The sequence below is a fragment of the Emticicia aquatica genome, from assembly GCF_923079645.1.
Lineage (GTDB): Bacteria > Bacteroidota > Bacteroidia > Cytophagales > Spirosomataceae > Emticicia > Emticicia aquatica.
In genome coordinates this window covers 1468639-1490469 of sequence record NZ_CAKLPY010000002.1, presented here as the reverse complement: position 1 = coordinate 1490469, position 21831 = coordinate 1468639, and the positions used below count along the sequence as shown (strand labels likewise).

Below are 21831 nucleotides of genomic sequence, written 5' to 3'. Positions count from 1 at the left end.
ACAGTACACAAAATTATGAAAAAGTTAAATTATCAAAAACCAGAAAATAAAGTTCTGGCAAAATTAAAATCCATGCAACTTTTAAACAAAAAATATGTCGTTTCTATCAATCACTTTTTGTAACCTTTTTTTATTTGATGAGTATCCACAGTTTATTAATAATTGTTAAAAAACAGCTACTTAACATTTCTTAATGCTCATTCAAAGCAAATGAAAATAGATTTGCAACCACAAAAACAAATTATAAACGACAATTATGAAAAAGCTTATTTTATTTTTACTAACGCTCTCAAGTGTTGGCTTAAAACAGACTTTTGGTCAAATCGTACCACGTTCGCTCGAAGCAAAAAGAACCACAAAAGCAGTAATTATTGATGGGAAACTCAATGATTTAGCTTGGCAAGATGCTGCAAAAGCCGATGATTATACTGAATTTAGACCTGTTATTGGTCGAAAAGAAGAAAAAGGCAATCATACAGAAACATTTTTGATGTATGATGATGCAGGAATTTATTTTGGCGGAACGTGCTTTGAGCGAAACATTGATAGCATTGCCAAAGAATTAGTCGGTCGAGACGGTTTCGGAACGAATGATTATATTGGATTGATTTTCGATACTTACAACGATAAATTAAACGGTTTTGAATATTTCTTGACTCCGCTTGGAGAGCAATGGGATGCAAAAATGACTTCCAATCAAAACAGTAATAATGGTGGCGAAGATTTTAGTTGGAATGCCGTTTGGAAAAGTGCGGTCGTGATTCATGATAAAGGCTGGAGCTTTGAAATGTTTTTACCTTATTCAGCCATTCGATTTAGTAAAGATAAAGTACAAAATTGGGGAATGAATATTACTCGTCGGCGTCGAAAAACGGAACAACAATATACTTGGAATGCCATTAATCCAAATATCAATGGATTTTTGACCCAAGAAGGTCAGTGGACAGGCATTACCAATATTAAGCCTCCGCTACGCCTACAACTTTTTCCGTATTTTTCGGTTTATGGAAATCATTTTCCGACCAATTTAACGGACCAAAAAAATTGGACAAATCAGATTTCAGGTGGTCTTGACCTAAAACTTGGCTTAAATCAAGCTTTCACTTTGGATGCTACTTTGATTCCTGATTTTGGGCAAGTTCAAAGCGATAATAAAGTCTTGAATCTTACGCCATTTGAAGTTAAATTTAATGAATATCGTTCTTTTTTTACCGAAGGCACAGAGCTTTTCAATAAGGGAAACTTATTTTATTCACGCCGAATCGGCGGAACACCCATTCATTTATATGACGCTTACGACGATGTAAAATCTAATGAAAAAATGATAAAAAATCCATCGGAAGCAAAATTAATCAATGCGTCAAAAATATCTGGGAGAACTAAAAACGGACTTGGAATTGGCATTTTAAATGCCGTAACTCAAGCACAATTTGCTACCATAGAAAATATCGAAACAGGCGAAATACGTAAATTTGAGACAAATCCGACCACCAATTACAACTTAATTGTGCTTGACCAAACATTCAAACATAACTCAAGTATAAGTTTTGTAAACACAAACGTAACTAGAGGAAGTAATGATTATAATGCCAATGTAAGTGCTGGGTTATTTAGTTTTTTTGACAAGAAAAATACCTATAATTTATCAGGAAGTGCATCAGTTAGTCGCCTAAAATATAAAACATCTGACAGTGAAAACGCTTTGGGATACAGCCATACCCTTAGTTTCGGTAAAACCAGCGGAAGGTTTAACTTTAATGTTTCACAAGCATTGACTGACACCAAATTTAATAGCAATGATTTAGGCTATTTTACCAATAACAACTTTATCAATCATAGCTTTTATGTTGGTTACAGATACACCGAACCCAAAGGTTGGTACAACCGCCTTTTCCTTAATTTGAATGGAAGCTTGAGTAATTTATTCTCGCCAATTGGTAATATAAAAAGCAAATATCAACAGTCAAATTTGCAAGTAAATATCAACGCTCAAACAAAAAAACTGATTTGGTTTGGACTTTTTGGTAACTATCGCCCAGCCCAAAATGATTTTTACGAACCTCGCAATGAAGGTTATGTTTTCAAGCGAGGTAATAGCATTGCTTTGGGTGGTTGGATTGAGTCAAATTCAGCAAAAAAATATTCAATTAATGCTGAAGCAGTCGAGCGAGTTTTCTTGAATTTCTATAAAATTTCAGGTATAGACTTATTTTTAGGGCAAAACTACCGTTTTAGTAGTAAGTTTTCGATTGGGCATCAAATTGGTTTTCAGCCACGCCCAAGAGGTTTAGGCTACACCGCCACACTCGACGATAACAGCATTTTATTTGCCATCAGAAAAGTAAATACCGTTGATAATGTATTAAACCTGAAATATAATTTTACCAATAAAATGGGCTTAACTTTCAGAGCCAGACATTATGTGAGTGTGGTTGATAACAAAGAATTTTATACGTTGAATGAAAATGGTTCGCTTGATGCAAAAACAGGGATAACCGATAAACACAACCGAAACGTCAATTATTTTAATATTGACATGGTTTATACTTGGCAATTTGCCCCAGGAAGTTTCTTGAATGCTGTTTGGAAAAATGCAGGCTTTACCAATTCTGACATTGCGAATACACGTTATCTTGATAATTTTCAGAATACCATTCAAAGTGACCAAAACAATAATTTATCGCTCAAAATCATCTACTTTTTAGATTATTTACAACTAAAAAGGAAAGTGTAAATCGTTTAAGAAAACAAAACCAATGATTCAGCTAAAAAACGTTTCTAAATATTACCCCGCAGGTTTCGGCAAAACTTATGTGTTACGAAACATTAACCTCGAAATAAAAGAGCGAGAATTTGTGTCGATTATGGGGCCATCGGGTTCGGGAAAATCAACACTTCTCCATATTTTAGGTTTACTCGAAGAAGCATCTGAAGGAGAATATGTTTTGGGGGAAACTCCCGTATTGAAACTTTCCGAAAAGAAACGCACCGAACTGCACCGAACGAGCATTGGTTTTGTTTTCCAAGCTTATCATTTGATTGATGAATTAACGGTTTATGAAAATATCGAAACACCCCTTTTATACAAAGGACAGTCGTCGTCAGAGCGTAAAAGTCGAGTAGCCGACGTGCTTGACCGATTTAATATTGTAGCCAAAAAAGACCTTTTTCCATCTCAACTTTCGGGTGGTCAGCAACAATTAGTAGGTATCGCCAGAGCCATTGTTGCAGAACCAAAAATAATTTTTGCAGATGAACCAACAGGTAATCTTCATTCCGAACATGCACAACAAATCATGGAATTATTCAAAGAATTGAATCAGAAAGATGGCGTAACAATCGTTCAAGTAACACACTCAGAAGCCAATGCCGAATACGGAAATCGAATTATTAGATTAAAAGACGGTTGGGTAGAAAATGCCTAAGCATCAAGAGGAATTTTGACTAAAACTTTATTATTTTCAATTGCATAATCATGAAATTTACATTTTTAAAAATTGCTCTTTTAAGTGTCTTATTATTTCCAAATCGACATGTGGGAGGCCTTTGTTTTGGTCAAAAATTATCTTTAAAGGAGTGTGTTGATATTGCCATCAAAAATAATTTAACTTATCGAGAAAGTCAGATTTTGGGCGAAAGTGCCAATGTAGAGTTGTCGAGAGCCAAATCACTTATTTATCCACGCATCGGTTTTGGAACAGGGCAAGATATTCGCGTGGGTCGAAGCATTGACCGATTTACAAACGCATTCATTGAAGAGGTTTATACAACTAATTATTTCGGTTTACAAGCAACAATGACACTTTTCAATGGTTTTCAGATAAAAAACCAAGTTCGTCAAAATGAATTTTTACGTGATGCTGGTGCAAAAAATATCGAAGCCGTCAAAAACCGCACAATTATTGGCGTTTTGCAGGCATATTTGCAAGTTTTGGCTTCGCAAGAATTATTGGAAGTGAGTAAACAACAAGTTGAAACCTCAAAATCTCAAGTTGAACGAATCAATAAACAAGTTGAGGCAGGCGTTGTCGGACAGTCCGAATTGTTTCAAATAAAATCTCAATTGGTTAATGATGAATTTTCGCTCGTTACGTCTCAAAACGCTCATAAAGTTGCCAAACTTGCATTATTCCAACTCATGAATCAGTCAAACAATAATAGTTTTATTTTTGAGTCTTTAAAAGAAGACGTTTTATTATATAACATTGATAATCAATCAATTGATGGGATTTTCGAGCAAGCATCCAATAATTTCCCCGAAATAAAAGCGGGCGAATTACGCCTAAAAAGCTTCGATAGCCAACTCAAAGCAACACAAGCAAACACATTACCACAAATCACGCTTTCGAGTAATTATGGAACTTTTTACTCGTCTTCTAACAAATCAGAAAACTATTTCAAGCAAATCAACGGCACACGAAGTGGTTCATTAAGCCTCGATATTAGTATTCCAATTTTGGGAAGATTACAAAATTCACCTCGCATTTCGGCAGTTAAAGTTCAGCAACAATTAAGTCAAAATCAGTTTAATATGGTTAAACTCCAACTGCGTCAATCAATTGAGCAAACATTTCAATTACTTTCGGCTGCATCCGACCGCTACAAAGTAGCAACCAATCAGGTAGCTATTTTAGACCAAAATATCAAAGCAGTTGAAAGCCGAATCAATGCTGGAACGGTCAATTATTTAGAATATATACTTGCAAAAACCAATTTTGACCGAGCAAAATCCAATCTCGTACAAGCTAAGTATGAGTTTTTATTACAGAAAAAAATCTTAGATTTTTACTCAAACGGTGAATGGAAAATAGATTGATTTGGGTTGTTTTTGAAGTAGAAAAATGTTGATAATCGACAATATTTTTCTACTTCAAAATACATTCCCATGATGAGCTTAATATTAATTAGAAATTAAATTTTTCGCAGAAAATTGTCGTTTCCAAATATTTGCCGTAATTTTGCTTGGCAAATAAGAAAACGAAATTATTTGCATATGTTAGATTCTTCAAAACTGCTTTACGAAGCACTCACTTACGACGACGTTCTGCTCGTTCCAGCTTACTCCGAGGTTCTCCCACGTGATACGCAAACGAAAACATTTCTGACCAAAAATATTCAATTGAACATTCCACTTATCTCGGCGGCAATGGATACCGTGACCGAATACGAAATGGCGGTGGCAATGGCTCAAGAAGGAGGAATTGGTTTTATTCACAAAAACATGACCGTTCAGCAACAAGCCGAGCAAGTTCGCAAGGTAAAACGCTCGGAAAGCGGTATGATTATCGACCCAATTACACTTCATGAAACAGCTACCGTAGGCGATGCATTACGTATTATGAAGGAATTCAAAATTGGTGGCATTCCAATTGTTGATGAAAACCAGAAATTAAAAGGTATTATTACTAATCGTGATTTACGTTTTCAATTAGATAACTCAAAAGCAATTACCGAAATTATGACCAAAGATAACTTAATCGTTGGCCATGAAGGAGCGGGTTTATCGGAAGCAGAAGATATTTTGCGTAACTATAAAATTGAAAAACTACCAATCGTTGACAAAGACTACAAAATAATCGGGTTGATTACTTACCGAGATATTTTGAAGAAAAAAGACCGTCCAAACGCCGCAAAAGATAGGCTTGGTCGTCTGATTGCAGGAGCAGCAGTTGGCGTAACTCCCGACATCGAAGAGCGTGTTGCAGCACTTATCAAAGCTGGCGTTGATGTTGTTAGCATTGATACAGCTCACGGACATTCAAAAGGCGTAATTGATACCCTCAAACGTATCAAAGCTGCTTTCCCAAATATTGATGTAATCGTAGGTAATATTGCCACTGAAGAAGCCGCCGAAGCCCTTGCTAAAGCAGGAGCCGATGCTATCAAAGTTGGCGTTGGCCCAGGAAGTATCTGTACAACTCGAATCATCGCTGGTATCGGAATGCCACAATTATCGGCCGTTGCAGATTCTGCAAGAGCAGCCGCAAAATATGGTGTACCAGTAATTGCCGACGGTGGAATCCGTTTCTCTGGCGATATTGTAAAAGCTATCGCAGCAGGTGCAAGTACAGTTATGATTGGTTCATTGTTGGCAGGTACAGAAGAAGCACCTGGCGAAATGGTCATTTATGAAGGACGTAAGTTCAAAACATACCGTGGAATGGGTTCGGTAGAAGCGATGGAAGATGGCTCAAAAGACCGTTATTTCCAAGATGCAGAAGATGATATTAAGAAATTAGTTCCAGAAGGAATCGTTGGTCGTGTGCCTTTCAAAGGCCGTGCTGCCGAAATCTTGTATCAAATGGTTGGAGGACTTAAAGCTGGTATGGGCTACTGCGGTGCAGGAGACATTGCCACTTTACAGCAAGCAAAATTTGTAAAAATAACTGCTGCTGGCATCAAAGAAAGTCATCCGCACGATATTCAAATTACTAGAGAAGCTCCGAACTATTCGAGATAAACAAGATGTTATCATAAGAAATGTCGTAGAGGCGTTGCGTTGCAACGTCTCTACTATTTTAAAACGTTTAACACCTTCACTCTCTCACTGAAAATTATGAATCGAGTTCTTATTACGGGTGCAAATGGTTTGGTTGGAAGTGCTGCTACTCGCCGATTTGTTGACGCTGGCTATAATGTTTCTGCATTATGTAGAGCCAATAGCGATTTATCTTTGTTGAAAGATATTGCTGATAAAATTTCCATCATTGAAGGTGATATTTTGGACATTCATTCACTCGAAAATGCCCTTGAGAATAAAGACTTTGTGGTTCATACAGCCGCTTTGGTTTCTTTTGCTGCCAAAGACCGAAACCAAATGTTTAAAGTAAACGTAGAAGGAACAGCCAACTTAGTAAATATTTGTTTAGAGAAAAAAATAAAAAAACTTTGCCATGTTAGTTCGATTGCCGCTTTGGGTCGCACAACGGCTGCATCAGAAAACGTTTTTGGAGGAATAATCGACGAAAATCAAAAATGGGAAGATTCTCCACTCAATTCTAATTACGCAAAATCAAAGTATGAGGCCGAACTAGAAGTTTGGCGGGGAGAAGCCGAAGGACTCAATGTTGTGGTTGTAAATCCTTCAATTATTTTGGGCGAAGGAGATTGGCACAAAAGTAGTACGAAGCTCTTTAAGTATGTTTATGACCAGAACAAATATTATACCAACGGTAATCTCAATTACGTTGATGTTAAGGATGTTATCGAGGGTATTTTTCGTTTAACAACTTCAGAAATCAAAGGAGAACGCTTTATACTCAATGGCGGGACAATCACTTACAAAGAGTTTTTTGAGAAAATTGCCCGTGTTTTCAATAAAAAACCACCAACAAGTACCCTTTCACCATTGATGGTCGAAATCTTGTGGAGGTTAGAATCCATCCGTGCTTTCTTCACAAAAAAATCTCCACTTATCACAAAAGAAACTGCAAAAAACTCTCGCACGAAATTTGCTTATAAAAATGACAAGATTCGTAAAACAATTGGTTTTGAATTTACAAAATTAGATGATACAATTTTTCGAGTTTGTAGTTTTCTGCAAAAAGGAATTTAAAATATTCATCGAAAATCAAAACGAACTTTTATTTTGCAAAATTTATTGACATTTAATAAATAACTTTTATATTTAATCCTAATTTTAATATTAATGTTCGCTTTTATTATCTGTTAATAGCCAATCAAGAACAAATAAATGCTCTTAACGGCTAAAATCAATTAATACCAAACAAAATATTCGAAATTGTAGTCATAATTTAAAGTCCCAAAACTACATTTTTAAAGTCACGATGTGCAGTCCTATGGTTGGACTGACTAACCTTTGAGTGGAATCTACATGCAACACGAATTTAGTGACAGATTCGATAACTTCGACGACGCTGACGTAAAAGCATCTGCCGAACGCTTTGAGGAAATGCTCAAAAGTAAGGAATCGATTTTCTTCGATGAAGAAACGTACGAACAATTGTCAGAATATTATTTGCTCAAAAGCAAATGGGATATGGCCATGAAAGCGTGCCGAATTGGCTTGCAACAATACCCTTATTCGCTCGAGCTACTCTTGGATAAAGTGCAATTGCACGCCAATTATGAGCAGTTTGAGGAGGCAATGTCGGTACTTGACCAAGCGGCCACTTTCAACCCCGCCGATAACGAAATAACTTACATGAGAGGAGTAATTTCTAATCTGATGGGTAATTATGAAGAAGCTATTGAGCATCTTCGTGAAGCATTGTTATTGTCGGACGAGAAAGAAACCGTTTATTTTCAGTTAGCACAAACGTATCAAAATTGGCAAAAATTTGAAGAAGCCGCTCATTTTTATAAAAAAGCGATTCGTCATAAATTTCATGAGGAAATTGGTTTTTATGAATTGGTTTTTTGTTTAGAGCAAGCCAATAAATTAGAAGAAAACCTCGTCTATTTTGAGCAATTAGTTGATAATGACCCCTACTCGCACTTTGCGTGGTTTGCTTTAGGCATGATGTATAGCCGATTGAATAAGCACAAAGATGCCGCTTTCGCCTACGACTATGCCGTTACAGTAAAAGAAGACTTCGCTTCGGGTTGGTTCAATTTGGCCCATGCGTACATGAATCTCAATAATTTTATTGATGCTAAAGAATGTTACGCCAACGTATTGAAACATGAAGCTCCTTCGGCCGAAGTTTACACTCATTTGGGGGCATCTTGCGAAAAATTAGAACAATACGAAGAGGCGTATAAAAATTATAAAGAAGCAACCATTTTAGATGAAAACTGGGACGATGCTTGGTTTGGAATGGGTTCCGCTTTATACGAGCAAGACCGATGGCTTGAAAGTGTTCATTTTACCCAAAAAGCCATCAAACTCAATGAATCCAATGCTGATTATTGGTTGTTATTGGGCGATACCGAATCAAAACTTGGCAACTTTTTATCGAGCAATGAAGCCTACACGCAAGCCGTAGCAATCGACCCAAACAATCCTGATATTTGGTTGAATTGGTCATTGTTATTTTTTGAGCAAAGCGAATATAGCAAAGCTTTTGAAATAGTTTATGATGGAATTTCGGAAATGCCCGATGACCCAGATTTATTTTATCGAGCTGCCGCTTATCTAATTTTTGATGGCAGCTACAATGAAGCCTACAAATATTTAGAAACTGGTTTGATTTTAAACTTCGAATCGCACACCCAAATCTATGATTTCTTCCCGAATCTAGATACGCAAAAGGCACTTCATCGAATCATCGAGCAGTATAAATAAGTTTAACAAAAAAGAGCTTGAAAATAATTTTCAAGCTCTTTTTTGTTATCAAATAAAAAGTATGCTACATCATTTTCCCACTTTCAATTGACTTTATACCTTTTTTTGAAAGTGCTTTTACACCAAAAATTAAATCAGCAAAACGAGGGTCGGTTGTTAGCCCTTTTTTGTATCGGCTATAAATTTGTTGAATAACTACTGAGTTTTTGAATAAACCAAAAACATAGAAATACAAAATATTAGATACATCTCGGCCACTTTTTTCGGCATAACGCTCGGCAAACTCTTGGCGTGTCAAATTCCCTTCAACCCACGAAAGATTGAATGTTTTCTCAAAAGTTCCATCATTGGCTTCCGCCCAGTACGAAAGACTTGTACCTAAATCCATAAGAGGGTCGCCAACGGTGGTCATTTCCCAATCTAAAACAGCTATGATTTCTGATAAATTATTGGCATTTAACACTACATTATCATACTTATAATCATTATGAATGAGCGTTGGCTTTCCTTCTGTAGGAAGGTTGACTTTAAGCCAATTTGCCAGATTATCCATTGATGCAATTTCATCTGTTTGCGAAGCCAAATAACGCTTATGCCAACCTTCAACTTGCCTCAGAATATAGCCTTCTGGTTTACCAATATTTATTAGTCCCGTAGATTCAATATCAATAGCATGCAAATCGGCTAGATTATCACAAAGTGCTTCCGATAGTTTTCGCATTTCATTAGGAGCAACCGAAGCCATGAGTTTTGGAGCATCTTTTGCCCGCAAAATAATGCCTTGCACTCGCTCCATGATATAAAACGGACAACCCATTATGTTTTCATCTTCCGAAAAAATAATTGGATTCGGAATTTTTGCATAACCAATTGATTTTATAGCAGTCAAAATCTTGTATTCACGTGCCATATCATGTCCTCCCTTGATGTCTTTTGCTCCAACGGGTGGGCGACGCAAAACATACGCTCGGTTTGCTGTTTTCAAGAAATACGTCAAGTTTGAATACCCTCCTGGGAATTGCGAAACTTCTATAATTTCTTCAAAATCAGGCAATTGGGATTTGATAAAGTCATTTAACTTTACCAAATCCAATTCTTCTCCTAGCCGAACAGTCGTTGGCGTATCTATTTTTAATGAAGTCATTATCGAGAAAATAGCGAATACCGAAAATAGACTATTCTGGTTTCGTATCCATTATTTATAATTTTCTTATTGGTGTTCTGGTCTTAATAAATCATTCACCGTTTTCACAGGATTAAACGTAATCAATGGCACTTCTACAAAAAGCGTATTCCAATCTGCCATTGCACCATTCCAAAGACCTGGAAGTTCTTGAGCTTTTAGGTCACGACCACTTTGAGATTTTTGTGTATTAAACCCTGTTTTTGGGTCACGGAAATCCAAAAGATTAAATTTATTTCCTTTGTAATCTTTCAAAGTACAAATCAAATCAACTGGGTTAAAGTGCGTTGCTTCGTCGAAAATTTCTTTTTGGTCAGGATCTTTCAAATCAATTTGGGCAGATTCTACTACTTGTAACGACGTTGAACCATCGGCATTTTCTGCCCAAAAAGGCCCACCACCTGGTTCACCAACGTTTTTCACCATGCCACAAATACGCAATGGACGATTAAGTTTCGCACGGCAATAAGTAATTTTTTCTTCTAAAGTATAATCTTCGTAATCTTCGGGAGCTTCGACACAAAGTTCGTTTTCTAAAAATTCAGAAATTTCTAGTAAATCTACTTCGCTTATTTTTACGCCATCCATCATTTTCAAGAATGCAAAAATCGCTTCTTGGTAGCTCAGCACTAAACTTGCCAAAGCTTTTTTATAGATAATTGTTTGCTCTTTTAAGCTATCTGGCACAACATTATCAATGTTTTTGATAAATACAACATCAGCATCTTGGTCGTTCAGATTTTCTAGCAAAGCACCGTGTCCTGCTGGACGAAACAATAAATCTCCATTTGCATTGCGGAATGGTGTGTTATCAAGGTTCACCGCAATCGTATCTGTCGAGGGTTTCTGCTCAGAAAAACTGATGCTATATTTTACGCCAAATTTTGCTTCATAACTTGCCAAAACACTATCAATTAAGGCTTGAAACTTACTTCTATGCTCTGGCGAAACCGTAAAATGAAGATTTACTTTTCCGCCCGCATTGGCATATTTTGCTCCTTCCACCAAATGTTCTTCGGCTGGTGTGCGAGTTGAATCTCCGTATTTATGAAATTCCAACAAACCTTTAGGTAAACTACCATAATCTAGGCCTTCGGCTGTTAGGAGATGCTTTAAGATAGTTTTATGATCGGCTGATTCGCTTCCGATTGATTTTATTAAACTATTATAAAACGCAAAATCTTGTAGTCGCTCCAAAAACTCATTGACTGATTTATCAATTTTGTCTTCTTCTAAAGCTGCAAAAAGCGATTTGAACATCCGAGAAGCTGCACCTGAAGCTGGCACAAATTTTAGTAATTTTTTACCGAAAATCTGGTCGTCAAAATCTTTGGCAAGTTTGGTCGCTTTTTCATCGCCAAGTTGAATCATTCCATCGTCGATGGTGGCGGCTTTGATGACGTTGAGGTAAGGAAATCCATTCTTAAAGTTTTCGATTTGCTCAAGAATTGTTTCAAGATTTGCCCCTCGGGCGTCAATTTGGCTAAGGTCTTTTTCGCTAAACATATTACTTAGGTTGAGTTAATTCTTTTGATTGTGCTGATTGAAACGTAATTTTACGAAAAAATAAAATCAAGGCAATGTTTTGCTCGTGATTAATTAAAAAAGATGAAGACATATACGTTCTGACTTCGTCTTTTTTAAGCATGATAATTTTTAGTAGTTGATAGCCAAAAGCTAGTGGCCAAAACAGAAAAATGAATTCAATACTTCCTCTTTTACAGCAAACGCAACAAGCGTCGGCATCGGTTCGTCGGCTTTCTGATGCCCAACGTAGTCAATTATTGAATGAATTGGCAGAAATCGTTGAGCAATCAAAGATTTTGATTATGTCTGAAAATCAAAAGGATTTAGACTTAATGGATAAAACCGACCCTAAATATGACCGTTTGCTTTTGAATGAAAACCGTATTCAAGGTTTGGCAGATTCGCTACGAGAAGTGGCTCTTTTACCCGACCCAACAGGAGAAGTTCTGACCGAAAGAAACCTTGAGAATGGCTTAAATATTAAGAAAATTGCCGTTCCGATGGGCGTTGTAGGCGTTATTTACGAATCTCGCCCAAATGTTACGATTGATGTGGCTTCGCTCTGCTTGCGTTCGGGCAATGCGTGTGTGCTGAAAGGTGGAAAAGAAGCTTTTTTCTCAAACTCTTGTCTAGTTGGCCTAATTCATCAAATTTTGGCAAAATTTGGCGTTGCTGATGAAGCAGTTTTACTTTTGCCAACCGACAGAAAATTTACCGAAGAATTATTAAAAGCAACTCGCTTTGTTGATATTATTATTCCTCGTGGGTCTGACTCACTTATTCAATTTGTGCGTCAAAATTCACTCATTCCTACCATCGAAACTGGTGCTGGCGTGGTGCATACATACGTTGAATCAAGTGCTGATTTAGCCAAAGCTAAAGACATTATTGTCAATGCCCGTGTTTCTCGTCCATCAGTTTGTAATTCTTTGGATTGTGCAATTATTGACGAAGCTATCATTGAACAATTTTTGCCAATGTTAGTAGAAGATTTCAAGAAATGGAACGTTGGGATTTATGCCGATGAAAAAGCTTACGCAGTTTTTGAGAAAATTGGCTATGAAAACTTACATCACGCTCAACCCGAAGATTTTGGCCGTGAATGGCTCGATTATAAAATTTCTATCAAGACTGTTACCAATATCGACCAAGCACTTTCGCACATTCAAGCATTTTCTTCTCGACATTCAGAAGCGATTCTGACACAAAACCAAGCTTTTGCAGCAAGATTTTTGGCGGAAGTTGATGCAGCGGCCGTTTATCATAATGCTTCTACTCGTTTTACAGATGGTGGACAGTTTGGTTTAGGTGCAGAAATTGGCATTTCCACGCAAAAACTCCATGCTCGTGGGCCATTTGCTCTCGAAAAACTCGTGACTGAAAAATGGATTGTAATTGGCGATGGACAAGTAAGATGGTAGCCGAGCGGAGCCAAAGGCCTAATTTTAGGTTCATTTCATTCGTAAAAAATAATTCTTAACTCGTAAATTCAGAATTTTCTCTACTTTTGTCATAGAAAATAACCTATGATAAAAATGAAAAACCTCCCTGAGCAATTTGCTCATCCGTATTCTTTTGCCCCAAAATTTAAGAAATCAGCCGTTTATTTCTCAATGGAATTTGCCATTGACCAAGCTCTCAAAACCTATTCTGGCGGACTTGGATTTTTGGCTGGCTCGCACATGAGAAGTGCGTATCAACTCAAACAAAACCTTGTCGGAATCGGTATTCTTTGGAAATTTGGTTATTACGACCAAGTTCGCAATACCGACAATAGTATGGCCGTGCAGTTTCGTGAGAAAATGTATAGTTTTTTGCAGGATACTGGCGTTCGTTTCCAAATTAACATACAAAATCGAGCCGTTTGGGTGGCTACTTATTTCTTGCCTTCGACTACATTTGGCACAGTTCCGATGTTTTTTCTGACCACCGATACCGATGGAAATGATAATTGGGCAAGGTCTCTTTCGTATCATTTATACGATGCTGATGCTTCAATAAAAGTAGCTCAATGTATGATTTTGGGTATTGGTGGAACAACTTTCTTGGATAAAATTGGCTACGAACCCGACGTTTATCATTTTAATGAAGCCCATGCTCTTTCTGGTGCTTTTCATTTGTATAAAAAGTTTGGTAAAGTAGCGGAAGTAAAGAAACATTTGGTTTTTACGACTCATACGCCCGAAGAGGCTGGTAATGAGAAACATGATATTAATATGCTCGAAAATATGAATTTCTTTGCGGGCGTACCGATGAATGAAGTTCGTAAAATTTCGGGAATCACCGATAATGTTTTCAATCATTCGTTGGTTGCTTTACGTTTAAGTCGAAAAGCCAATGCCGTATCGAAACTTCATGGCGATGTTTCTCGCAAAATGTGGGGAGATTATACAGGCATTTGTGAAATTACGCATGTGACAAACGCTCAAAACAACCTTTATTGGGCTGATGAAGTTTTGGAAAAAGCTCGCAAAAAAGGCGATGTAAAAACGATTACTTCCCGCAAAAAAGAATTGAAAGAAGTACTCTTCAAAACCGTTGCTGACCAAGCGGGTAAACTTTTCAAACCCGAAGTATTGACAATCATTTGGGCAAGACGTTTTGCAGCATATAAACGCCCTGATTTATTGACTCGTGACCGTGAGCGTTTCGACCGATTGATGAAAAACACCAAGTATCCTATTCAGTTTATTTGGGCAGGAAAACCGTACCCTTTTGATGGCGGAGCAATTAATAATTTCAATCAATTGTATTATTTGAGCCACCTTTACCCAAATATGGCTGTCTTAACAGGGCATGAATTGAACTTGTCTAAACTCATCAAGGATGGTTCGGATGTTTGGCTGAATACGCCAATTGTTACGCGTGAAGCGTCAGGAACAAGTGGTATGACTGCCGCAATGAATGGTTCGCTCAATTTCTCAACTTTTGATGGTTGGGTTTGTGAATTTGCTACCGAACAAAACTCCTTCGTTGTGCCAGATGCTCCTCATTCGCCTGATTGGGAGCGTGATATGGTAGATATTAGCAATATGCTCGATATGCTCGAAAATAAGATTTTACCAACCTATTATGACCGCCCAGAAGATTGGCAAAAAATGGTTTTACAAAGTATGAATGATGTAAATGCCTTCTTCGATGCCGACCGAATGGCCGCAGAATATTATGAAAAAGTGTATTAATTAGCATATAATTATAATGACGACCGATACAGGTTTTTATGATAGTTGATAAATTATGGTTTTCATCAAATTATCATCTTTCGTAAGAACCTGTGTGGTTTGCCGTAACAGTTTTGTTTTTTCTTGTATCTTTGGTCGAAATAGCAATAAACGATTTCAGCTATGCTTCGTGTTCCTTCTTCGATAAATACTCAGGAATTTGAATCTTTAAAGATTCAAGACATGACCTTTGTGGCGTACCGAAATAATATTTATCCACCAAGAAATGAGATTTTTTTTGAAGAACACGCCATTATTTATGTGCTTGAAGGCGAAAAAAGGTTTGTTTCTCCTACGCAAGATGTTCATGTAAAAAAAGGGCAGATTTTGTTTTTTCAGCGTGGCTGTTATTCCATGAATGAATCAATTGATAGCAATTATCGTAGCCTTGTTTTTTTCTTTCCAGAAAAATTATTGAAAGAGTTTGTAGCACAAAATCTATCACTATTTGAAGATTATACCCAAAGTTCATTTGAGCAAATTTTAAGTTTAGAAAGTAACGGAAACTTTGATATTTTCGTTGACTCGCTGATTCCATTTTTCAGTGCTAGAACCAACCTTTTGAATCAATTCTTGAAACTAAAATTTGATGAATTGATGTTGCATCTTCTCGACCTCGACCGTAGTAATCAATTCCGCATCACCCTATTTAATATTTATCAAGGACAAAAGGTTGATTTATCCTTTTTTCTTGAAAATTATTACCTCAAACCACTGTCTATTAATGAATTAGCCCGCATTTCTGGACGAAGTCTCTCGGCATTTAAGCGTGATTTTGAAGTACAATTTAATACATCTCCAGCGGTTTGGATAAAAAACAAACGCCTCGAATACGCATTTTTTCTTCTGCAAAATTCACAAAAAAATGTTTCTGAAATAAGCCTCGAAATAGGCTACGAAAGCGTTTCTCACTTCATTAAAGCATTCAAAGAAAAATACGGTTTTACGCCCAATAAAATTAATTAAACCAAAAACGCTATTTTTTGGTCGTATTTCGTTAATCATTATTAGGTTATTATACTCAATTTTGCACCGTCTATACCACAAACTCCGATGGCGGACAAATTCCAAAATAAATATCGCATTCCTTCGGCAAGACATCCCAATTGGGATTACTGCACAAATGGGGCATATTTTATTACAATTTGTACTAAAAATCGACAGTACTTTTTAGGAGAATGTGAAAAAGGCAAAATGAAGTTATCGACCGTTGGTGCGATTGTGCAGGGCTTTTGGTATGAAATCCCAAAACATTTCCCATTTGTTGAATTGGGTGAATTTGTGGTAATGCCGAATCATATTCATGGTGTTTTGATTTTGAATAAAAATGGTTTTTATGAAAATATTGAACCTGTTGACATAATCGACCCCGTAGAGACGTTGCAATGCAACGTCTCTACCGAGAACAAAAACGAATTTTATCAAAAAATATCACCAAAATCTGGGTCGATTTCAACCATTGTTCGGTCATACAAATCAATTTGTACCAAACACATTCATTCGGCATTTCCGACATTGAATTTTGAATGGCAAACACGTTTTTGGGACAATATTATTCGTGATGACGAGGCTTTTAATACAATTAGCCAATACATTCTCAATAATCCTTTGAATTGGGAAGAAGATAAATTTTTTGGAGAGGAAATGAAACCCGAATAAAGACGGTTGGTTGGTAGAGACGTTGCAATGCGATTCCATTGGGGCAACGTCTCTACGGCAGAACAAACATACAAATCGCATTAAAACAATTAAATTAATATGTCAGCACCAAAATCATTATTTGACAAAGTATGGGATGCCCACGTAGTTCGTAAAATCGAAGACGGCCCCGATGTTTTTCTTATTGACCGCCACTTCATTCACGAAGTAACGAGTCCAGTTGCCTTTTTAGGCCTCGAAGGACGTGGTTTAGGCGTACTTTTCCCAAATCGTACATTTGCTACTGCCGACCATAATACGCCAACAATCAACCAGCATTTACCAGTTCAAGACCCACTTTCGGCTAATCAGTTGAAAGCTTTGGAAACTAACTCGGCTAAATATGGTATTTCTCACTGGGGTTTAGGTCATGCAAAAAATGGTATCGTTCACGTAGTTGGGCCAGAAAATGGCATCACTCTTCCTGGAATGACCATCGTTTGTGGTGACTCGCATACTTCTACGCACGGTGCTTTCGGAGCAATTGCTTTCGGAATTGGTACTTCTGAGGTAGAAATGGTGCTTTCTTCGCAATGTATCATGCAACCAAAACCAAAGAAAATGCGTGTAAATATTAATGGTAAATTGGGTAAAGGCGTATTGCCAAAAGACGTTACTCTTTTTATCATTTCAAAACTTTCGGCAGCAGGTGCAACTGGTTATTTCTGTGAATACGCTGGCGATGTTTTTGAAAATATGAGCATGGAAGGACGTATGACAGTTTGTAATATGTCAATCGAAATGGGTGCAAGAGGTGGCATGATTGCTCCTGACGAAACTACTTTCGCTTACTTAAAAGGCAGAGAGCAAGCTCCAAAAGGCGAGGCTTGGGAAAGAGCTTTGGCATACTGGAAAACACTCAAAACCGATGAAGGTACAGTTTTCGATATAGAATATACTTTTGATGCTTCTGAAATTGAACCACAAATTACTTACGGTACAAACCCAGGTCTTGGAACTGGTATTTCTCAAAATATTCCTCAAGCTGCCAACGTACTTGATGGTGCTGCTTCTTATGCAAAATCATTGAATTACATGGGCTTTGCCGAAAATGACCAAATCATCGGTAAACCAATTGATTATGTTTTCTTAGGAAGTTGTACAAATGGTCGTATCGAAGATTTCCGTGCTTTTGCATCAATCGTAAAAGGACGTAAAAAAGCTGATAACGTAACAGCTTGGTTAGTTCCTGGTTCGCATATTGTTGAGGCACAAATCAAAGAAGAAGGTATTTTGGATATTTTGACCGAAGCAGGTTTTGCATTGCGTCAACCAGGATGTTCGGCGTGTTTGGCCATGAATGATGATAAAATTCCTGCAGGAAAATACGCAGTTTCAACATCAAACCGAAATTTTGAAGGTCGTCAAGGGCCTGGTGCAAGAACACTTTTGGCTTCTCCGTTGGTTGCAGCAGCGGCAGCGGTTACTGGAAAAGTTACTGACCCAAGAGAATTTTTATAAAACTCAACCACTAAGACACTAACAAAAACCTATGTGATACATTCTGCCTTAGTGGTAAAAAATAAAGACATATAAAATGGCATACGATAAATTTACAGTACTCAAAAGCACCGCAGTTCCGATGCCAATCGAAAATGTGGATACCGACCAAATTATTCCTGCACGTTTCTTAAAAGCAACAAGCAGAGTAGATTTCGATAAAAACTTATTCAGAGACTGGCGTTATAACAACGACGATTCTCCGAAAGCAGATTTCGTATTAAATAACCCAATCTATTCTGGAAAAATCCTTGTAGGTGGCCGTAACTTTGGTAGCGGTTCTTCTCGTGAACACGCTGCTTGGGCGATTTACGATTACGGTTTTCGTTGCGTAGTTTCGAGTTTCTTTGCTGATATTTTCAAAGGAAATGCTTTAAACATCGGTATTTTACCAGTACAAGTAAGTGAAGATTTTTTACACAAAATTTTCACGGCAATTGAAGCAGACCCAAAAACAGAACTTGAAATCGACCTTCCTGCTCAAACTATCACTATTTTAGCAACTGGTGAGCAAGAAAGCTTTGCAATTAACGGCTACAAAAAGAATAACATGATTAATGGCTATGATGACATTGATTATTTGCAGTCAATGAAAGCCGAAATTGCCGCTTTTGCAGATAAAAGTTTGTACTAAAAAAAGCGACAAGCTATAGGCTGTATGCTTTATGCATTTTATAATGATGCTTTTAGTCAATTGCCTATTGCTTATAGCCTAAAGCTCAAAGCATAAGATGCGACACATAGAAATAATGGATACAACACTCCGTGATGGTGAACAAACCAGCGGAGTGTCTTTTTCTGCAACCGAAAAGTTGGCAATTGCCCAAATGTTACTCACAGAAGTAAAAGTCGATAGAATCGAGGTTGCTTCTGCACGAGTTTCTGACGGCGAATTATTGGCTGTTCAGAAAATAACCAATTGGGCAAAAGAGCATGATTTACTTGATAAAGTAGAAGTTCTTACTTTCGTTGATGGGGATTCTTCAATTAATTGGATGATTCAGGCAGGAGCAAAAGTGATGAATTTATTGACCAAAGGTTCAATGAATCATTTGACTCATCAGTTAAAGAAAACACCCGAACAGCATTTTAGCGAAATCTCGAATGTGATTGCTTTGGCTCAGTCGAAAGGTATAAAAACCAACGTTTATCTCGAAGATTGGAGCAATGGCATGCGTAACTCACAAGAGTATGTGTTTCGTTTTCTTGATTTTCTTTCAACACAACCCATCGAGCGAGTTTTATTACCCGATACCTTGGGTGTGCTCACGCCACAGGAAACTTATACCTTTCTGTATTCGATTGTAGAGCGATACCCAAATCAACACTTTGATTTTCATGCCCACAACGACTACGATTTGGGCGTAGCCAATGTGATGGAAGCAATCCGAGCGGGTGTACAAGGACTACATTTGACTGTAAATGGCATGGGCGAACGCACAGGAAATGCTCCTTTGTCAAGTACGATTGCAGTTATCAATGATTTCATTCCTGACGTAACGACTTCTGTGGTCGAGCAATCGCTTTATACAGTTAGCAAGATTGTAGAATCTTTTTCTGGATTTAGTATTCCTGTCAATAAACCTGTTATCGGAGAAAACGTCTTTACGCAAACCGCTGGAATTCATGCTGATGGAGATAATAAAAACAATCTCTATTTCAATGATTTGATGCCCGAACGTTTTGGTAGAACTCGAAAATATGCTCTCGGAAAAACTTCTGGAAAAGCCAATATTGAGAAAAATCTACACGAAATTGGCATCACGCTTTCACAAGATGAAATCAAGAAAGTAACGCAAAGAATCATCGAACTTGGCGATCGAAAAGAAGTTGTTACCAAAGAAGATTTGCCTTATATTATCTCAGATGTACTTGATAGTGAAGCAATTGTAGAGCGTGTGCAGGTAATAAACTACGTAATGACTCATTCAAAAAACCTTCGACCGTCAGTTACATTGATGGTGAAAATTGATGAAGAAACTTTTGAAGAAAACGCTCAAGGAGATGGTCAATACGATGCTTTCATGAATGCATTGAAGAAAATTTATCTAAAAAAGAAAATTGCTCTTCCAACATTGACCGATTATGCGGTAAGAATTCCGCCAGGAGGAAAAACCGATGCTCTTTGTGAAACCATAATTACCTGGGAAAGTCCAACAAAAAGTTTCAAAACCCGTGGATTAGATTCTGACCAGACAGTTTCAGCAATCAAAGCAACTCAAAAGATGTTGAATTTGATAAATTAGACACAAAGTTTTAATCTCAATTATATTTCAAAAAATAACACTTTGTCGCTTTGTGACTCTGTGATTCAAATAAAACATGAAAAAACATATCTTAATCGTCCCAGGTGACGGAATCGGGCAGGAAGTAACTGCCGTAGGTAAAAAAGTAGTAGAGAAAATCGCTGCAAAATTCGGTCATGAATTTACTTATGATGAAGCATTAATCGGTCATGCTGCCATCGAAGCAACTGGCGACCCACTTCCAGAAGAAACTCTTGTAAAAATGAAAGCTTCTGATGCTGTTTTATTCGGTGCGGTTGGTCATCCGAAATACGATAACGACCCTTCGGCAAAAGTTCGTCCAGAGCAAGGTTTATTGAAAATGCGTAAAGAATTAGGCTTATACGCAAACCTTCGTCCAATCAAACTTTTTGATGAATTATTAGAAGCATCAAGCATCAAACCTGAGTTATTAAGAGGAGCTGATATTTTATTTTTCCGTGAATTAACTGGTGATGTTTATTTCGGAAAACGTGAGCGTATCGACGGCGGAAACACTGCTTATGATACAATGATTTATAGCAAATATGAAGTTGAGCGTATTGCAAGAAAAGCATTTGACGCAGCCATGACTCGTGGTAAAAAATTGATGTCAGTCGATAAAGCAAACGTACTCGAAAGTAGCCGTTTGTGGCGTGAAGTGGTTCTTGAAGTAGCCAAAGATTATCCAGAAGTTGAACTTTCACACCAGTTCGTTGATGCGGCAGCCATGCTTTTGATTAAAGACCCACGTAAATTTGATGTTGTTGTAACTGGAAATCTTTTCGGAGATATTTTGACAGACGAAGCATCACAAATTGCTGGTTCAATGGGAATGCTCGCTTCGGCTTCAATCGGAGACAGCACAGGCGTTTACGAGCCAATTCATGGTTCAGCTCACGATATTACTGGAAAAGGTGTTGCCAATCCATTGGCTTCAATTTTATCGGCTGCTTTGATGCTCGATATTTCATTTGGATTAAAAGCTGAATCTGAAGCAATTATTGCGGCTGTTGACGCTACTTTGAAAGCAGGTTTCCGCACAGGAGATATTGCGGATGCTTCTACGCCAAAAGATATGATTTTAGGAACAGATGCAATGGGCGAACAAATCTTATCAAGAATCTAAATAAATTTGTGGTTCAACAAAAAAGGCGGGTTTTACTCGCCTTTTTTGTTTTGAAAAAATAA

The 21831-nt window shown here is 37.4% G+C and carries 16 protein-coding genes; 14 read left to right on the top strand and 2 right to left on the bottom strand.

Annotated features, from left to right (window positions below):
- The first annotated feature begins 256 nt into the window (after positions 1 to 256).
- From MJQ71_RS15915 to MJQ71_RS15890, 6 genes are all read left to right on the top strand, one after another.
- Positions 257 to 2734, top strand: a complete 2478-nt coding sequence (locus MJQ71_RS15915; protein WP_238807638.1) for a DUF5916 domain-containing protein — start codon at positions 257 to 259, stop codon at positions 2732 to 2734.
- 22 nt (positions 2735 to 2756) lie between these two features.
- The gene (locus tag MJQ71_RS15910) at positions 2757 to 3425 is read left to right on the top strand and encodes an ABC transporter ATP-binding protein (protein ID WP_238807637.1); all 669 of its coding nucleotides are present in this window, start codon (positions 2757 to 2759) and stop codon (positions 3423 to 3425) included.
- Between the two features lie 50 nt (positions 3426 to 3475).
- On the top strand, positions 3476 to 4816 hold the full coding sequence (locus MJQ71_RS15905) for a TolC family protein (protein WP_238807636.1): 1341 nt from the start codon (positions 3476 to 3478) through the stop codon (positions 4814 to 4816).
- Positions 4817 to 4993: 177 nt separating this feature from the next.
- Positions 4994 to 6460: an IMP dehydrogenase gene (guaB, locus tag MJQ71_RS15900; RefSeq protein WP_238807635.1), complete on the top strand. Its 1467-nt coding sequence runs from the start codon at positions 4994 to 4996 to the stop codon at positions 6458 to 6460.
- A gap of 96 nt (positions 6461 to 6556) precedes the next feature.
- Positions 6557 to 7555 (top strand): SDR family NAD(P)-dependent oxidoreductase, encoded by a 999-nt coding sequence (locus tag MJQ71_RS15895; RefSeq protein ID WP_238807634.1) that lies wholly within the window; start codon positions 6557 to 6559, stop codon positions 7553 to 7555.
- 279 nt (positions 7556 to 7834) lie between these two features.
- Positions 7835 to 9247 (top strand): tetratricopeptide repeat protein, encoded by a 1413-nt coding sequence (locus tag MJQ71_RS15890; protein ID WP_238807633.1) that lies wholly within the window; start codon positions 7835 to 7837, stop codon positions 9245 to 9247.
- A 64-nt stretch (positions 9248 to 9311) separates the two neighbouring features.
- On the opposite strand, the gene MJQ71_RS15885 is transcribed toward MJQ71_RS15890, so the two are convergent.
- Complete coding sequence (locus MJQ71_RS15885) at positions 9312 to 10391, bottom strand: phosphotransferase family protein (RefSeq protein ID WP_238807632.1); 1080 nt, start codon at positions 10389 to 10391, stop codon at positions 9312 to 9314.
- Positions 10392 to 10457: 66 nt separating this feature from the next.
- Positions 10458 to 11936: a DUF4301 family protein gene (locus MJQ71_RS15880; RefSeq protein ID WP_238807631.1), complete on the bottom strand. Its 1479-nt coding sequence runs from the start codon at positions 11934 to 11936 to the stop codon at positions 10458 to 10460.
- Positions 11937 to 12127: 191 nt separating this feature from the next.
- Between MJQ71_RS15880 and MJQ71_RS15875 the strand changes: the two genes are divergently transcribed.
- The 8 genes from MJQ71_RS15875 (at position 12128) to leuB (ending at position 21769) form a co-directional block, all read left to right on the top strand.
- A complete protein-coding gene (locus tag MJQ71_RS15875; protein WP_238807629.1) occupies positions 12128 to 13378 on the top strand; it encodes a glutamate-5-semialdehyde dehydrogenase in 1251 nt (416 codons plus the stop codon).
- A 114-nt stretch (positions 13379 to 13492) separates the two neighbouring features.
- Positions 13493 to 15139 carry an alpha-glucan family phosphorylase gene (gene glgP / locus MJQ71_RS15870; RefSeq protein WP_238807627.1) on the top strand — a complete coding sequence of 549 codons (1647 nt, stop codon included), beginning with the start codon at positions 13493 to 13495 and terminating at the stop codon, positions 15137 to 15139.
- A 162-nt stretch (positions 15140 to 15301) separates the two neighbouring features.
- Positions 15302 to 16144: a helix-turn-helix domain-containing protein gene (locus MJQ71_RS15865; protein ID WP_238807625.1), complete on the top strand. Its 843-nt coding sequence runs from the start codon at positions 15302 to 15304 to the stop codon at positions 16142 to 16144.
- Between the two features lie 87 nt (positions 16145 to 16231).
- Positions 16232 to 16837 carry a transposase gene (locus tag MJQ71_RS15860; protein ID WP_238807623.1) on the top strand — a complete coding sequence of 202 codons (606 nt, stop codon included), beginning with the start codon at positions 16232 to 16234 and terminating at the stop codon, positions 16835 to 16837.
- A 99-nt stretch (positions 16838 to 16936) separates the two neighbouring features.
- Entirely contained in the window at positions 16937 to 18337 is a 1401-nt protein-coding gene (leuC, locus tag MJQ71_RS15855) for a 3-isopropylmalate dehydratase large subunit (RefSeq protein WP_238807621.1), read from the top strand.
- Positions 18338 to 18413: 76 nt separating this feature from the next.
- The gene (leuD, locus tag MJQ71_RS15850) at positions 18414 to 19010 is read left to right on the top strand and encodes a 3-isopropylmalate dehydratase small subunit (protein ID WP_238807620.1); all 597 of its coding nucleotides are present in this window, start codon (positions 18414 to 18416) and stop codon (positions 19008 to 19010) included.
- Positions 19011 to 19107: 97 nt separating this feature from the next.
- Positions 19108 to 20622, top strand: coding sequence for a hydroxymethylglutaryl-CoA lyase-like TIM-barrel protein (locus tag MJQ71_RS15845; protein WP_238807619.1), 1515 nt, complete (start codon positions 19108 to 19110; stop codon positions 20620 to 20622).
- Positions 20623 to 20698: 76 nt separating this feature from the next.
- Entirely contained in the window at positions 20699 to 21769 is a 1071-nt protein-coding gene (leuB, locus tag MJQ71_RS15840) for a 3-isopropylmalate dehydrogenase (RefSeq protein ID WP_238807618.1), read from the top strand.
- Positions 21770 to 21831 lie beyond the last annotated feature (62 nt).

What these genes read in the sequence shown, in the direction of transcription:
- MJQ71_RS15885 (WP_238807632.1), bottom strand. Translation starts at nt 10,391, where the DNA reads ATGACTTCATTAAAAATAGATACGCCAACGACTGTTCGGCTAGGAGAA.
- leuB (WP_238807618.1), top strand. Translation starts at nt 20,699, where the DNA reads ATGAAAAAACATATCTTAATCGTCCCAGGTGACGGAATCGGGCAGGAA.
- glgP (WP_238807627.1), top strand. Translation starts at nt 13,493, where the DNA reads ATGAAAAACCTCCCTGAGCAATTTGCTCATCCGTATTCTTTTGCCCCA.
- MJQ71_RS15845 (WP_238807619.1), top strand. Translation starts at nt 19,108, where the DNA reads ATGCGACACATAGAAATAATGGATACAACACTCCGTGATGGTGAACAA.
- MJQ71_RS15880 (WP_238807631.1), bottom strand. Translation starts at nt 11,936, where the DNA reads ATGTTTAGCGAAAAAGACCTTAGCCAAATTGACGCCCGAGGGGCAAAT.
- leuC (WP_238807621.1), top strand. Translation starts at nt 16,937, where the DNA reads ATGTCAGCACCAAAATCATTATTTGACAAAGTATGGGATGCCCACGTA.
- MJQ71_RS15875 (WP_238807629.1), top strand. Translation starts at nt 12,128, where the DNA reads ATGAATTCAATACTTCCTCTTTTACAGCAAACGCAACAAGCGTCGGCA.
- MJQ71_RS15910 (WP_238807637.1), top strand. Translation starts at nt 2,757, where the DNA reads ATGATTCAGCTAAAAAACGTTTCTAAATATTACCCCGCAGGTTTCGGC.
- MJQ71_RS15905 (WP_238807636.1), top strand. Translation starts at nt 3,476, where the DNA reads ATGAAATTTACATTTTTAAAAATTGCTCTTTTAAGTGTCTTATTATTT.
- leuD (WP_238807620.1), top strand. Translation starts at nt 18,414, where the DNA reads ATGGCATACGATAAATTTACAGTACTCAAAAGCACCGCAGTTCCGATG.
- MJQ71_RS15860 (WP_238807623.1), top strand. Translation starts at nt 16,232, where the DNA reads ATGGCGGACAAATTCCAAAATAAATATCGCATTCCTTCGGCAAGACAT.
- MJQ71_RS15890 (WP_238807633.1), top strand. Translation starts at nt 7,835, where the DNA reads ATGCAACACGAATTTAGTGACAGATTCGATAACTTCGACGACGCTGAC.
- MJQ71_RS15865 (WP_238807625.1), top strand. Translation starts at nt 15,302, where the DNA reads ATGCTTCGTGTTCCTTCTTCGATAAATACTCAGGAATTTGAATCTTTA.
- guaB (WP_238807635.1), top strand. Translation starts at nt 4,994, where the DNA reads ATGTTAGATTCTTCAAAACTGCTTTACGAAGCACTCACTTACGACGAC.
- MJQ71_RS15915 (WP_238807638.1), top strand. Translation starts at nt 257, where the DNA reads ATGAAAAAGCTTATTTTATTTTTACTAACGCTCTCAAGTGTTGGCTTA.
- MJQ71_RS15895 (WP_238807634.1), top strand. Translation starts at nt 6,557, where the DNA reads ATGAATCGAGTTCTTATTACGGGTGCAAATGGTTTGGTTGGAAGTGCT.